Origin of the sequence: Bacillus sp. NP247 (assembly GCF_018966865.1) — a bacterium.
Classification (GTDB): Bacteria; Bacillota; Bacilli; order Bacillales; family Bacillaceae_G; genus Bacillus_A.
Genome location: NZ_CP076653.1, coordinates 1,826,986 through 1,842,032, shown reverse-complemented (window position 1 = coordinate 1,842,032; position 15,047 = coordinate 1,826,986). Strand labels below are relative to the sequence as shown.

The following is a 15,047-nucleotide window of genomic DNA, read 5'->3' as shown; positions in this document are numbered from 1 at the left end:
AGTGAAGTTTGTGCATTTACAATGTCAAACCGTTTTTAGTTTATTAAAAAGTGCTTGTAAAATCGATGAGCTTGTCATTCGGGCGAAAGAGCTTGGATTTTCATCGCTGGCCATTACAGATGAAAATGTTATGTATGGAGTTATTCCGTTTTATAAAGCATGCAAGAAAAATGGTATACAGCCTATTATCGGCTTAACAGCTTCTATTTTTAGTGAAGAAGAAGAAAGGTCTTATCCACTCGTCTTACTTGCTGAGAATGAAATAGGCTATCAAAATTTATTAAAGATTTCTAGCAGCATTATGACGAAGTCAAAAGAAGGTATCCCGAAGAAGTGGCTTGCTCATTATGCGAAAGGATTAATTGCAATTTCACCAGGGAAAGACGGAGAGATTGAACAGCTATTATTAGAAGACAAAGAGAGTCAGGCTGAAGAAGTAGCTCGTACGTATCAAAATATGTTCAGCAATTTTTATATAAGTTTGCAGCATCATGCAATTCAAGATGAACTGCTTTTACAAGAAAAACTGCCAGAATTTATTAATAAGGTAAACGTTCCAGTCGTTGCAACAAATGATGTTCGCTATATTAATCAAAGTGACGCACTTGTTCATGAATGTTTATTATCTGTTGAAGGCGGAACGAAAATGACTGATCCAGATAGACCGAGAATGAAAACGGATCAGTATTATTTAAAGTCATCGGATGAAATGGGAGCACTATTTTCTCATGCTGAGGAAGCGGTTCAAAATACAATAACAATCGCGGAACGTTGCCAAGTAGAAATTCCTTTCCATGTAAATCAATTACCGAAATTTCCTGTTCCATCTAACGAGACGAATGATACGTATTTGCGCCGTGTTTGTGAAGAAGGCTTGCAGAAACGTTATGGTACGCCGAAAGAAGCGCATATAAGACGTTTGGATCATGAATTAAATGTTATTTCTCGTATGGGATTTAGCGATTATTTCCTCATCGTATGGGATTTTATGAAATATGCACATGAAAATCATATTTTAACTGGGCCAGGCCGTGGATCGGCAGCTGGTTCACTCGTTTCTTACGTATTGGAAATTACAGATATTGATCCAATTGAATATGAATTATTATTTGAAAGGTTTTTAAACCCTGAACGTGTGACACTTCCAGATATTGATATTGATTTTCCAGATATAAGACGTGACGAGATGATTCGATATGTGAAAGATAAATATGGTCAGCTTCGTGTTGCTCAAATTGTAACGTTCGGAACTCTTGCAGCGAAAGCCGCAATTAGAGACATTGCTCGTGTAATGGGGCTCCTGCCAAGAGATATTGACATATTTTCAAAACTTATCCCATCAAAGCTTGGTATAACGTTAAAAGATGCATATGAGGAATCGCAATCGCTCCGTGAGTTTATACAAGGGAATCTTTTGCATGAGCGTGTGTTTGAAATTGCAAAACGTGTAGAAGGCTTACCGCGTCATACGTCTATTCATGCAGCTGGCGTTATTATGAGCCAAGAACCATTAACGGGAAGTGTAGCGATTCAAGAAGGGCATAACGATGTTTATGTTACGCAATATCCAGCTGATGCATTAGAAGAGCTTGGGTTGCTCAAGATGGACTTTTTAGGCTTACGTAATTTAACGTTACTTGAAAATATTATAAAGTTTATTGTTGAAAAAACTGGGAAACAAATTGATATAAGAAATTTACCTCTCCAAGATGAAAAGACATTCCAATTGCTAGGGAGAGGGGATACAACGGGGGTCTTCCAGCTTGAATCAGGTGGTATGCGAAATGTACTTCGCGGATTAAAACCGAATGAGTTTGAAGATATTGTCGCTGTTAACTCGTTATACAGACCAGGACCGATGGAACAAATCCCAACCTTTATTGAATCGAAGCACGGAAAAAGAAAAATTGAATATTTACATCCGGATTTAAAGCCGATTTTAGAAAGAACATACGGTGTAATTGTATACCAAGAACAAATTATGCAAATTGCATCGAAGTTAGCAGGATTTTCGCTCGGAGAAGCGGATTTATTACGCCGAGCAGTGAGTAAAAAAAATCGTGATATTTTAGATCAAGAACGTAAGCATTTTGTACAAGGTTGTTTGGAAAATGGATACGACGAGACATCCTCAGAACAAATTTACGATTTAATTGTAAGATTTGCGAATTACGGTTTTAACCGAAGTCACGCTGTAGCTTACAGTATGATCGGATATCAGCTTGCATATTTAAAAGCAAATTATACGCTGGAATTTATGACAGCACTATTATCAAGCGCAATTGGAAATGAAGATAAGATTGTGCAGTATGTACGAGAAACGAAGCGGAAAGGTTTTCACGTTTTACCGCCGTCTCTTCAGAGAAGTGGTTACAACTTCCAAATAGAAGGGAATGCGATACGTTACAGCTTACTTTCGATTCGAAATATCGGAATGGCTACCGTGACGGCATTACTCGAAGAACGAGAGAAAAAAATGTTCGAAGATTTATTCGAGTTTTGTCTTCGTATGCCATCAAAATTTGTAACAGAGCGAAATTTAGAAGCGTTTGTTTGGTCTGGGTGTTTTGACGATTTTGGTGTTTCGAGGACGACGTTATGGAAAAGTCTTAAAGGAGCGTTGGAGTATGCAAATCTTGCACGTGATTTTGATTTAGGGGATGCTGTTCCGAAATCAAAATACGTACAAGGAGAAGAGCTATCCTTTATTGAACAGTTAAATAAAGAGAAAGAAGCACTCGGTTTTTATTTATCTAGCTATCCGACAGCGCAGTATGCGGAGTTAGGAGAAGAATTAGAAATCCCATCTCTTGCTCAGGCGATGCGACATAAGAAAAAAGTACAAAGAGCGATCGTATATATAACAAGTGTGAAAGTTATTCGTACGAAAAAGTTACAAAAGATGGCGTTTATTACATTCTGTGATCAAAATGATGAAATGGAAGCCGTTATTTTTCCAGAAACGTATATACATTTTTCACACAGGTTACAAGAAGGTGCAATTGTTTTAGTTGATGGTACGATCGAGCAAAGAAATCATAAGTTGCAATGGATCGTGAATGGACTATATCCGCTAGAAGAAATGGATGTTTATGAAGGAATGAAAGAAGCATCTGTTTACGTGAAATTGCCGTCTCAATATGAAAAAAAGCTTGTAAATCAAGTTACGAAAATATTGTTTGATTATTCAGGTTTCACGAAAGTACTAATTTATTATGAAAAGGAACATAAAATGGTACAATTATCTCGAAGTTTATCGATTCATCCAAGTGAAGAATGTCTAGGAGCACTTCGTGAAATTGTCGGTGACGAAAATGTCGTTGTGAAAATATAATGGACAATTTCCCTACACTTCGATTATTATAGTAGTAGTGTTCGTGGTCAGACCACTTGGAGAAATTGATATCAGCAAGAATAATTTGAGGAGAGTGGATAGTTTGTCAACACTTCGTGAAGAAGCACTTCACATGCATAAAGTGCATCAAGGAAAATTAGAAACTGTATCAAAAGTAAAAGTAGAAAATGCAAAAGATTTAAGTCTTGCATATTCTCCAGGGGTTGCAGAGCCTTGTAAAGAAATTTATGACGATAAAAGTAAGGTATATGAATATACAATGAAGGGAAATATGGTAGCAGTTGTGACAGATGGAACAGCTGTACTTGGTCTTGGTAACATTGGACCTGAAGCATCTCTTCCAGTAATGGAAGGTAAAGCTGTATTATTCAAGAGCTTTGCTGGTGTAGATGCATTCCCGATTGCCTTAAATACAAACGATGTAGATAAAATTGTTGAAACTGTAAAATTAATGGAGCCAACTTTTGGCGGTGTAAACTTAGAAGATATCGCAGCACCAAACTGCTTCGTTATTGAAGAACGTTTGAAAAAAGAGACAAACATTCCAATATTCCATGATGATCAACACGGAACAGCTATCGTAACAGTAGCAGGCCTTGTGAACGCGCTGAAGTTAGTTGGAAAGAAAATGTCTGACATTAAAGTTGTCGCAAATGGTGCAGGTGCAGCAGGTATTGCAATCATTAAACTTTTATATCGCTATGGCGTACGTGACGTTATTATGTGTGACCGTAAAGGTGCAATCTATGAAGGGCGTCCTGTCGGTATGAATCCGGTGAAAGATGAAGTTGCAAAATATACAAATAAGAATCGTATAGAAGGTTCTTTAGCTGACGTTTTACAAGGTGCGGACGTATTCATTGGTGTATCTGCAGCAGGTGCATTAACTGAAGAGATGGTTCGTACAATGAATGACGATGCAATTATTTTTGCAATGGCGAATCCGGTTCCAGAAATTATGCCAGAATTGGCAAAAGCAGCGGGCGCAGCTGTTGTTGGAACAGGTCGTTCTGACTTCCCGAACCAAGTAAATAATGTACTAGCGTTCCCAGGTATTTTCCGCGGTGCACTTGATGTACATGCGACACAAATTAATGAAGAAATGAAGATGGCAGCTGTACAAGCCATTGCAGAGCTTGTATCAGAGGATGAGTTGAATGCAGATCATATCATTCCAGCGCCATTTGACGCGCGTGTAGCGCCTCAAGTAGCGGCTTACGTTGCGAAAGCAGCAATGGAGACAGGAGTAGCTCGCCGTCAAGTAGATCCAAATGAAGTCGCTGAGAAAACAAAACAATTAGCGCTGATTGGTAAAGAATAAGCGAGGAATTTCCATTGACATCATCAAATACAAAAGTATATCTCGAAATTGTAAAAAAAATCCGTTCCATTATGGAAGAGGATTGTTTAGTAGCAGGGGATCGTTTGCCATCTGAGCGTGAGTTAAGTTCACGCTTAAATGTTGGGCGTTCCTCTGTAAGAGAAGCATTACGTGCGTTAGAACTGGTAGGATTAATTGAAACGAGACGTGGTGAGGGGACGTTTATTCGAAACTTTTACGATAACGGTCTTGTACAATTAATTGCTCCGTTCTTGCTGCAAGATGAGAAAACAATTCGTGATTTATTACAAACAAAACGATTGCTTGAGAAAGATATGATTCGAATTGTATGTAATTTACCGAAAGAAACGTTTTCTAAAGTACTAAGTAAATTACACCAAGTGCTTGAAGAAAATGAAAGTTCAATTCTAATGCTTCATCAAACGTTCTTTAAAACACTTATTGAACAATTCGATAATTATTTACTATATCGCATTTGGATGATCGTAAATGATTACGTTGCAACTCTTTCTTGTGAAGTTTCAGGAGATTCTATCGAAATGTATAGAAAGCTTTATGCTACTTTGGAAGTGAAACAAGAAAATGATGCGTTAAAAATTTACGATGAATTAGTAGAGAATATACAGTTTCACTCGTAATGTATAAAATTTGTCGAAATGACCATGACACGTTATGACAAACATTCTACCGCATAGCGGTTAAAGTTAAACGTAAAGAGAGAGGTTATTAGACAGATTGAGAAGATAAGGCTAACATCAAACATTGGTGTTAGCCCCATTTTCTTCTTACGCTAACCTTAGCTCTCAACGAAGGGGGTCAAATTGTGCTAAGAGATTTATTCGTGAAAAAGAAAAAGTACGCTGCAATACCTTCAGAACAAGTACGAAAAGATGTACCAGATGGCGTTATGACAAAATGTCCGAAATGTAAAAAAATCATGTATACGAAAGAGCTTCTTAAAAATTTAAAAGTATGCGTGAATTGTGGATATCATCATCCGATGAATGCATGGGAACGCCTTGATAGTATATTGGACGAAGGTTCATTTCGAGAGTATGACAAAGAGATGGTTTCACTAAATCCACTTGAGTTTCCGGGATATGAAGAGAAACTAGAAAACGATCGTAAGAAGACTAAATTGAATGAAGCGGTTGTAACTGGTGAAGGAACAATTGATGACATGCTTGTTGTTGTTGCAGTAATGGATTCTCGTTTTCGAATGGGCAGCATGGGCTCTGTTGTAGGAGAGAAAATTGCTCGTGCGGTTGAAAAGGCATACGACTTACAAGTTCCATTTATTATCTTTACTGCGTCGGGTGGTGCTCGTATGCAAGAAGGGATATTAAGTTTAATGCAAATGGCAAAAACAAGCGTAGCTTTGAAAAAGCATAGTAATGCAGGAGGATTATTTATTTCTGTTATGACTCACCCAACGACGGGCGGGGTTTCAGCGAGTTTCGCTTCACTTGGTGATTACAATCTTGCAGAGCCAGGTGCACTTATCGGATTTGCTGGTAGACGCGTAATTGAACAAACAGTGCGTGAGAAACTGCCGGAAGATTTCCAAACGGCAGAATTTTTACTAGAGCACGGTCAATTAGATGCGGTGGTGCATCGTGATGATATGAGAGAATCACTCCGTAAGATTTTAGAAGTTCATCAAGGAGGGGAAATGGCTGTATGGCAGAGCTAGAATTTGAGAAACCAGTTGTTGAGCTAAGAAATAAGATTCGTGAACTGAAAGACTATACGAAAAACAGCCAGATGGACTTCAGTGAGGAGATTCGTATTTTGGAAGACAAGCTAGAAAAACTAGAGGAAGATATATACGGCAATATGAAAGTATGGGACCGTGTTCAAATTGCTCGTCATGCAGAACGACCGACAACGCTCGATTATATTGAGCACTTATTTACTAATTTTTTTGAATGTCATGGAGATCGCCTATTTGGCGACGATGCAGCGATTGTCGGCGGCATTGCGAAATATAAGGGGATGCCTGTAACTGTAATTGGGCACCAACGCGGAAAAGATACGAAAGAAAATATTCGTCGTAATTTTGGGATGCCTCATCCAGAAGGATATCGAAAAGCGCTGCGTCTAATGAAACAAGCGGAGAAGTTCAATCGTCCAATTATTTGTTTCATTGATACGAAGGGAGCTTATCCTGGTAAAGCAGCTGAAGAACGTGGACAAAGTGAGGCAATTGCCCGTAATTTATTTGAAATGGCGGGTTTAACTGTACCTGTTATTTGTATCGTTATCGGTGAAGGTGGTAGCGGTGGTGCGTTAGGTCTTGGAGTAGGAGATTACATTCATATGCTAGAAAATTCCACTTATTCTGTTATTACACCAGAGGGTGCGGCGGCAATTCTTTGGAAAGATGCTGGTAAAGCAAAAGAAGCTGCAGAAGCGATGAAAATTACAGCATTAGATTTGAAAGAATTAGGTGTAATTGACGAAATTATTCCAGAGGCAAAAGGCGGAGCACATCGTAATGTTTTGAAACAATCAGAAAATATAGATTTAATGCTTAAGAAAACTTTTGAACAATTAAGCGGAATTTCGAAAGATGAATTAATCGAAAAACGTTATGAAAAATATATGAAAATTGGGCAAGTTTCGTTTTCAAACGCTTCCATTGGGATAAAATAAGAAAAGCGTGCGTTCCTCTTCGCGAATGCACGTTTTTATTATGAAAAGACACATCTTCTCCATTGTGTTTTTGTATTTTTTCGTGTTATTTTATTATAAGGCAAATAATCTTTATGAGGTGAGTACAAATGAAACGTATTGGTGTATTAACAAGTGGTGGAGATTCACCTGGTATGAATGCTGCCATTCGTGCAGTTGTTCGTAAAGCGATTTTCCATGATATTGAAGTATATGGTATTTACCATGGATACGCTGGTTTAATTTCTGGTCATATTGAAAAATTAGAACTTGGTTCTGTTGGCGATATTATCCACCGTGGTGGTACAAAATTATATACAGCAAGATGTCCTGAGTTTAAAGACCCAGAAGTACGACTAAAAGGAATCGAGCAATTAAAGAAACATGGTATTGAAGGACTTGTTGTTATTGGTGGAGATGGTTCTTACCAAGGCGCAAAAAAATTAACTGAGCAAGGATTCCCATGTGTAGGTGTACCAGGTACAATCGACAATGATATTCCTGGAACAGACTTCACAATTGGTTTCGATACAGCTTTAAATACTGTTATTGATGCAATTGATAAAATCCGTGATACAGCTACATCTCATGAACGTACATATGTTATCGAAGTAATGGGACGTCACGCTGGAGATATCGCATTATGGGCTGGTTTAGCTGATGGTGCAGAAACTATCTTAATTCCAGAAGAAAAGTATGACATGGAAGATGTTATCGCTCGTCTGAAACGCGGTAGTGAACGTGGCAAAAAGCACAGTATTATCGTTGTAGCTGAAGGTGTTGGAAGTGCAATTGACATCGGTAAGCACATTGAAGAAGCAACAAGCTTTGATACTCGTGTAACTGTATTAGGTCACGTACAACGTGGTGGATCACCAAGTGCACAAGACCGTGTATTAGCTAGTCGTCTTGGCGCAAGAGCAGTTGAATTATTAATTGCTGGTAATGGCGGACGTTGTGTTGGTATTCAAAATAATAAACTTGTTGATCATGACATTATCGAAGCGTTAGCTCAAAAGCATACAATCGATAAAGATATGTATCAATTATCTAAAGAATTATCTATCTAATCGGCTTAATGCCTTGTATTTGGGAACGGTTTCATAATTTTCGGAGGTGCAATATGCGTAAAACTAAAATTGTATGTACTATAGGTCCTGCTAGTGAAAGTATTGAGAAATTAGAGCAATTAATGGAAGCGGGTATGAACGTTGCTCGTTTAAACTTCTCTCACGGTAGCCATGAAGAGCATGGAGCTCGTATTAAAAATATTCGTGAAGCTTCAAAGAAAACTGGTAAAACAGTTGGTATCTTACTTGATACAAAAGGTCCAGAAATCCGTACACATGACTTCGTAGACGGACAAGCTGAGCTTGTAACAGGTGCAGAAGTAATTCTTTCTACTGAACAAGTATTAGGAACTGCAGAGAAGTTCTCTGTATCTTATGCTGGTCTTTATGATGATGTTGATCCAGGTTCTCGTATTCTAATCGATGACGGTCTTATCGAACTAGAAGTAATCGAGAAAGCTGATGGAAACATTCGTACAAAAGTATTAAACAGCGGAACTGTAAAAAATAAAAAAGGTGTTAACGTACCAAACGTAAGCATTAAGCTTCCTGGTATCACTGAAAAAGACGTACAAGATATCGTTTTCGGTATCGAGCAAAAAGTTGATTTCATCGCAGCATCTTTCGTACGTAAAGCATCTGACGTATTAGAAATTCGTGAGTTATTAGAAGGTCATAACTCTCAATACATCCAAATCGTACCAAAAATCGAAAATCAAGAAGGTATCGACAACATCGATTCAATCTTAGAAGTTTCTGACGGTTTAATGGTTGCTCGTGGTGATATGGGTGTAGAAATTCCACCAGAAGAAGTACCGTTAGTACAAAAACGTCTAATCAAAAAATGTAACGTATTAGGCAAACCAGTTATTACTGCAACACAAATGTTAGATTCTATGCAACGTAACCCACGTCCAACTCGTGCGGAAGCAAGTGACGTAGCAAACGCAATCTTCGATGGAACAGATGCAATCATGCTTTCAGGTGAAACTGCTGCGGGTCAATACCCTGTAGAAGCGGTAACAATGATGGCTAACATTGCGGTACGTGTTGAAAAATCATTACAATATGAAGATATGTTCAAAAAACGTATTAAAGAGTTCACTCCAACAATTACAGATGCAATTAGCCAATCTGTTGCGCACACAGCACTTGCTCTTGATGTAGCTGCAATCGTAGCTCCAACAGAAAGTGGACATACTGCGAAAATGATCTCTAAATACCGTCCGAAATCTCCAATCGTAGCTGTAACATCTGACGAGCAAGTAGGACGTCGTCTTGCACTTGTTTGGGGTGTACAAGCGTTTATGGCTGGGAAACGTGCAGCTTCTACTGACGAAATGTTAGATACAGCAATTCAAACAGGTATGGATGCGGGTCTAATCGGACTTGGAGATACTGTAGTAATCACTGCGGGTGTTCCAGTTGCTGAAACTGGTACAACAAACTTAATGAAAATCCACGTTGTTGGTGAAGAAGTTGCTAAAGGACAAGGAATCGGTCGTAAAGCTGCAAAAGGTAAAGTAGTTGTAGCGAAAACAGCTGCTGAAGCTGTAGCGAACGTAAACAAAGGTGATATCCTTGTTACAACAAGCACTGATAAAGATATGATTCCTGCGATTGAAAAAGCTGCTGCTCTAGTTGTAGAAGAAGGCGGTCTAACAAGCCATGCAGCTGTTGTAGGTGTATCAATCGGTATTCCTGTTATCGTTGGTGTAAACGGCGTAACAACAACTTTAAAAAGTGGCCAAGAAGTAACAGTTGATGCAGCACGCGGAATTGTTTATAATGGACATGCGGAAGTGCTATAAGAAGTAATACGGAGAGAAGGATCGGAGTCCTTCTCTTTTTTTTACACAAAAAAGGATAGAGATAGCTTTAAATGCCTGAAATCGCTTTGAGAAACGTTTGTTATAATGTTTAGTGGAAAGAGGGTTATTTGTCCTTTGTAAAGCTTGTATGAGCGTTTTAAGGGGCTTATAAGGGGTTTTGTAAAATGATGATTTCAAACCTTTTGAATGAAATGTGAAGGAGTGTGGAGTTGTGAAGTGGTTGCTATTCTTACTTATTGTAATACCGGCGATTGAGATTACGGTATTGATAGGATCGAGTCATGTAATAGGTTTATGGTCTACGTTCGCTATGATTGTATTTACTGGTATTGTGGGTGTATATTTGGCGAAACGACAAGGGTTTAAAGTACTTAGAGAGATTCAATTTAGGTTAAATAGAGGAGAAATGCCGGGTGATACGGTTCTAGATGGTATTTTTATATTCGTAGGAGGTATTCTTTTAGTACTGCCTGGATATGTGACGGATATAATAGGTTTTATCTTTGTTGTTCCTGTAACGAGGGCTTTATTGAAGCCGGTTGTTATGAAGTGGATTGATTGGAAATTTAGAAAGAGAACTACTATTATTGTTCAGAAATAACGCGTAGATTATAGCGATCTACGCGTTATTTTTTTGTTTGCTATTTATAGTCAGTTGTTAGCTTCCTGCTCGGGTTGGATTTTTGTTAGTTATTAAACGATAGGATGCAGAGGGTTCTTGTGAATTAAAAGTGTTACATTAGGGTGGTGTTCTTGCTTGTAGTAAGATTCGACTAGTGAGAAGAAGTTAGATGGGAGAAGAAAAATTACTGATTAAAGGGTTCACCTGCCTCGATTTGTATATTTATTCATTTACATAAAAAGTAATAAATGTAAGTGATAATTATAGAATAAATAGTATAAAAATGTATTTATGTTCTAAAATATGCGTTTTTATGCAAAAAAATAAGAGGATTATCCTTTTTTAGGAAATTCTCTTTTGGATGTAGGTAGTACAAAAAAGTACAGTGAATAATCAGTGGGGAATTCCCACTGATTATATTTGGTTTTTTGTTGTGTATGAATTAGAAAATATTATTTTGATGGTGAACCCTTAATGAATTTCCATAAGTCGTGGAATACATGAGCTTTGTGTAATGTATTAAGTAGTACTAATATGACTGGACCGATGATTAATCCTAAAAAACCAAAGAGCTTAAAGCCGACAAATAGAGCGATGAGTGTCGCTAATGGATCGAGTCCAATATTAGATGAAAGTACTTTTGGCTCCATGATTTGTCTTTGGACAATCACGACGATGTATAGGATGAGAAGACCGATGGCGAATGCAGTATCGCCTGTGAAAAATACGTATATAACCCAAGGAACAAAGACGGCTCCAGTTCCTAAATACGGGAGTAGATCTACAACCCCTGTAATAATCGCGATAGTAATTGCGTATGGCACGCGTAATATTAAAAGGCCGATTAGTACAATAATAGTTGTCATAGATACAAGTGTAAGTTGCGCTTTAACAAAACCAAACAAAGCTTTTCTTAAATCGACAAAAATAGTTTTTCCGTATCCATGTACACGATTAGGTAGAAGTTTTCTTACTTTATGAGCAAGACGGTGCCAATCGTAACTAATGAAGAAGGTGGCTAATAAGACGAATACAAGGACAGTTAAAGTTGTTGGTAATGCACTAATGAAATTTGTTAATCCGCTTATAATGGCGGTTAAAAGTTCTTTCATTTGTGTCGTTGCTTCGGTGCCTAAGTTTTGAATGTTTTGTGTAATAGTGTATCGCTGTGGTTCACCGAGATGATTAAATTTAGAGATTAAATCATCATAGAGAGGCATAATATGATTAAGTGCAAATTCTTGGGCGAATGCAACGATATCTGGAAACTTCACTGTAACAATTTGTAGTAAGTATGTTGTGGCGGATATTGCTTCAGTTACAAGGTATGTAACAAGTCCAACGATAGCCCCGAATACGAGAATTAAGCTAACGAGTACCGATAACGCACGAGGAAATTGTAGTTTTTGATTAAGGAAATTGACGACAGGATTAATTAAATAAGCGAATGCAAAAGCAATAATAAAAGGGTAAATAAGGCCTGACATGTAAAGTAAGGCATAGAACCCAGCTACCGTTGCTACAATGACGAATATGAGTCGTAATATCATATATAGTAAGTTTCGGTTCAAAGATGTATACCTCCCATTCCGATTTGGATTATCCTAATTCGTTCAACTTATAACTAGTGATGAGATTCACTAATCAAAGTTTCACTTTATGTTATAGTGGAATGATGGATTTAGCCTGCTTTTGCAGCGGATTAATGACCACAGAAGCTTGTTGATGATGCTTCTACTATATGGTAAAAACTTCATTTTCTCTCCTTTTTATTTTACCTGTTTCTTATTATAAAAGAAAGGAGAGACATCCGCTTTTAAATGTATATGCATGCTTTATTTTTTTTCTGGTTAAAGTCTTGTTTGTAATTTTGAAATGTATATTAAAATCAATTTGTTCCTTTATTATAATTAACAAATATACATCGATATAGCATGTATAACGATAGGTTTAAAGGTATTTTTGTTTGGAAGCGAGTTCATTATTTTCAGAAAGGAAGTGCAATCATGATTAGTCAGTCAACGTTATTTTTATTCATACTACTTATTATAGGATTAATTGCTAAAAATCAATCGCTTACTGTAGCTGTTGGAGTGTTATTTTTATTGAAGTTTACGTTTTTAGGCGATAAAGTTTTTCCTTATTTACAAACGAAAGGAATTAACCTCGGTGTGACGGTTATTACCATTGCGGTGCTCGTCCCAATTGCGACGGGGGAAATAGGGTTTAAACAACTCGGAGAAGCGGCGAAATCATACTATGCATGGATCGCTTTAGCCTCAGGAGTGGCGGTTGCTTTGTTGGCGAAAGGTGGGGTGCAATTATTAACGACTGATCCTCATATTACAACTGCACTTGTTTTTGGGACAATTATAGCTGTAGCTTTATTTAATGGAGTCGCTGTAGGTCCATTAATTGGGGCTGGAATTGCCTATGCAGTTATGAGTATTATACAAATGTTTAAATAAGGAATTTTATAGTAATATAAAATTTTTGAATTCTTTCTGTTCACAAAAGTCAGATAATTGTTTATAATAGGATTAGAAACTTTGAAAAGTTACATAACAGCAGAGACTTTACACCAGATAAAATAAAAACAACATAAAACAATTTTATAATGATATTGTTTTATGTTGTTTTTATCATAAACTCTTCGGAATTTATTTTCCTCACTAACTTGTTGTTTTGAGCGTGAGGATTCGGGGAGACATTCACGCTCATGCTTTCCATGTAAGTAATGGACAACAGAGGGGAACATTGCAACAAATTTGCATGAACGTGCATTTTGCTTGCCTAAAGAGTGAACGAGCGTTCATAATTTATAAGGGGAGCAAATAGATATAAGGAGCAAGGTTGGGAGAATTTTCAGAAAAAGGAGAGAATGTCATGACTGTTATTCGAGGTTTAGAAGGGGTAGTAGCAACAACATCATCTGTGAGCTCTATTATTGATGATACATTAACTTATGTTGGGTATAATATTGATGATTTAGCTGAGAATGCTACGTTCGAAGAAGTAGTGTACTTATTATGGCACCGCAAGCTGCCGAACGAAAAAGAACTAGCGGAATTTAGTGAAACTGTATCTGAATACTATAAAGTACCGGGTGAGATTTTAACATATTTGAAACAAGTAGATTTAAAAATCGCGCACCCGATGTCGGTTTTACGAACTGCGATTTCCATGCTATCATTATATGATGAGAGCGCTGAAATAATGGATGTAAAATCCAATTATTTGAAAGCGGTTAAATTACAGGCTCAAGTCGGAACTTTAATTGCGGCTTATGCAAGAATTCGCAAAGGTTTAGATGTTGTTGAGCCAAGAAAAGATCTATCATTAGCTGCAAACTTCTTGTACATGTTAAATGATCGTGAGCCAAATGAAGTTGAAATTGAGGCTTTTGATAAGGCACTTTTACTTCATGCAGATCATGAGTTAAACGCTTCTACATTTACTGCACGTGTTTGCGTAGCTACACTTTCAGATGTGTATTCTGGTATTACAGCAGCAATCGGTGCATTAAAAGGTCCTCTTCACGGCGGGGCAAATGAAAATGTAATGAAGATGTTAACTGAAATTGGCGAAGAAGAAAATGTAGAATCATATATTCATAATGCTCTTCAAAATAAAGTAAAAATTATGGGATTTGGTCATCGTGTATATGAGCATGGTGATCCACGCGCGAAACACTTACGCGAAATGTCTAAGAGATTATGCGTGCTTTTAGGAGAAGATAAATGGTATAATATGTCTATCAAAATTGAAGACATTGTAACAAAAGAAAAAGGTCTTCCACCAAATGTTGATTTCTATTCAGCTTCTGTATACCATTGTTTAGGAATTGACCATGACTTATTTACACCTATCTTTGCAATTAGCCGTATGTCAGGCTGGTTAGCTCATATTCTAGAACAATATGAAAACAACCGCTTAATCCGTCCACGTGCTGATTATAATGGACCAACACATCAAGTGTATGTTCCAATTGCACAACGATAAGCGAAAAACACTATTTTGATAGTGAAAATACGCTTTCAAAAGTCTGATTTTTCCGGGAAGATGTAATGATTAGAATATTTAAATTTGACTAACGGTTTGAACTGAGGGGTTATTCCCTCAGTTTCATACATATGAAATTTCAAACATGGGG

11 protein-coding genes are annotated in these 15,047 nt (G+C 37.4%); 10 read left to right on the top strand and 1 reads right to left on the bottom strand.

Going from position 1 to position 15,047, the window contains the following annotated elements; all coding sequences use genetic code 11:
- Nucleotide 1 precedes the first annotated feature (1 nt).
- The 8 genes from dnaE to KPL75_RS09610 all read left to right on the top strand — a co-directional run bounded on the left by dnaE (nucleotide 2) and on the right by KPL75_RS09610 (nucleotide 10,873).
- Complete coding sequence (gene dnaE / locus KPL75_RS09645; protein ID WP_219920495.1) at nucleotides 2–3,334, top strand: DNA polymerase III subunit alpha; 3,333 nt, start codon at nucleotides 2–4, stop codon at nucleotides 3,332–3,334.
- A 133-nt stretch (nucleotides 3,335–3,467) separates the two neighbouring features.
- A complete protein-coding gene (locus tag KPL75_RS09640) occupies nucleotides 3,468–4,676 on the top strand; it encodes an NADP-dependent malic enzyme (protein ID WP_165763976.1) in 1,209 nt (402 codons plus the stop codon).
- A 14-nt stretch (nucleotides 4,677–4,690) separates the two neighbouring features.
- Nucleotides 4,691–5,335, top strand: a complete 645-nt coding sequence (locus KPL75_RS09635) for a FadR/GntR family transcriptional regulator (RefSeq protein WP_219920494.1) — start codon at nucleotides 4,691–4,693, stop codon at nucleotides 5,333–5,335.
- 185 nt (nucleotides 5,336–5,520) lie between these two features.
- Complete coding sequence (accD, locus tag KPL75_RS09630; protein WP_002015500.1) at nucleotides 5,521–6,390, top strand: acetyl-CoA carboxylase, carboxyltransferase subunit beta; 870 nt, start codon at nucleotides 5,521–5,523, stop codon at nucleotides 6,388–6,390.
- Nucleotides 6,378–7,352, top strand: coding sequence for an acetyl-CoA carboxylase carboxyl transferase subunit alpha (gene accA / locus KPL75_RS09625; protein WP_000818787.1), 975 nt, complete (start codon nucleotides 6,378–6,380; stop codon nucleotides 7,350–7,352). Before accD ends, accA begins: the two co-directional genes overlap by 13 nt.
- Nucleotides 7,353–7,480: 128 nt before the next feature.
- The gene (pfkA, locus tag KPL75_RS09620) at nucleotides 7,481–8,440 is read left to right on the top strand and encodes a 6-phosphofructokinase (RefSeq protein WP_002034288.1); all 960 of its coding nucleotides are present in this window, start codon (nucleotides 7,481–7,483) and stop codon (nucleotides 8,438–8,440) included.
- Nucleotides 8,441–8,493: 53 nt separating this feature from the next.
- The gene (gene pyk, locus KPL75_RS09615) at nucleotides 8,494–10,251 is read left to right on the top strand and encodes a pyruvate kinase (protein WP_219920493.1); all 1,758 of its coding nucleotides are present in this window, start codon (nucleotides 8,494–8,496) and stop codon (nucleotides 10,249–10,251) included.
- A gap of 232 nt (nucleotides 10,252–10,483) precedes the next feature.
- Nucleotides 10,484–10,873, top strand: a complete 390-nt coding sequence (locus tag KPL75_RS09610; RefSeq protein WP_105586878.1) for an FxsA family protein — start codon at nucleotides 10,484–10,486, stop codon at nucleotides 10,871–10,873.
- A gap of 473 nt (nucleotides 10,874–11,346) precedes the next feature.
- Here the strand turns inward: KPL75_RS09610 and ytvI are convergent, their stop codons facing one another.
- A complete protein-coding gene (gene ytvI, locus KPL75_RS09605) occupies nucleotides 11,347–12,465 on the bottom strand; it encodes a sporulation integral membrane protein YtvI (RefSeq protein WP_193645352.1) in 1,119 nt (372 codons plus the stop codon).
- A gap of 435 nt (nucleotides 12,466–12,900) precedes the next feature.
- On the opposite strand from ytvI, the gene KPL75_RS09600 reads away from it, so the two are divergent.
- Nucleotides 12,901–13,362, top strand: coding sequence for a DUF441 domain-containing protein (locus KPL75_RS09600; RefSeq protein ID WP_002112200.1), 462 nt, complete (start codon nucleotides 12,901–12,903; stop codon nucleotides 13,360–13,362).
- A 385-nt stretch (nucleotides 13,363–13,747) separates the two neighbouring features.
- Nucleotides 13,748–14,896 (top strand): citrate synthase, encoded by a 1,149-nt coding sequence (gene citZ, locus KPL75_RS09595; protein ID WP_219920492.1) that lies wholly within the window; start codon nucleotides 13,748–13,750, stop codon nucleotides 14,894–14,896.
- Nucleotides 14,897–15,047: the final 151 nt, after the last annotated feature.

Bases quoted from the DNA above. Each gene is read 5' to 3' on its own strand.
- KPL75_RS09640 (WP_165763976.1), top strand. From the start codon at position 3,468: ATGCATAAAGTGCATCAAGGAAAATTAGAAACTGTATCAAAAGTAAAA.
- accA (WP_000818787.1), top strand. From the start codon at position 6,378: ATGGCAGAGCTAGAATTTGAGAAACCAGTTGTTGAGCTAAGAAATAAG.
- pfkA (WP_002034288.1), top strand. From the start codon at position 7,481: ATGAAACGTATTGGTGTATTAACAAGTGGTGGAGATTCACCTGGTATG.
- pyk (WP_219920493.1), top strand. From the start codon at position 8,494: ATGCGTAAAACTAAAATTGTATGTACTATAGGTCCTGCTAGTGAAAGT.
- KPL75_RS09600 (WP_002112200.1), top strand. From the start codon at position 12,901: ATGATTAGTCAGTCAACGTTATTTTTATTCATACTACTTATTATAGGA.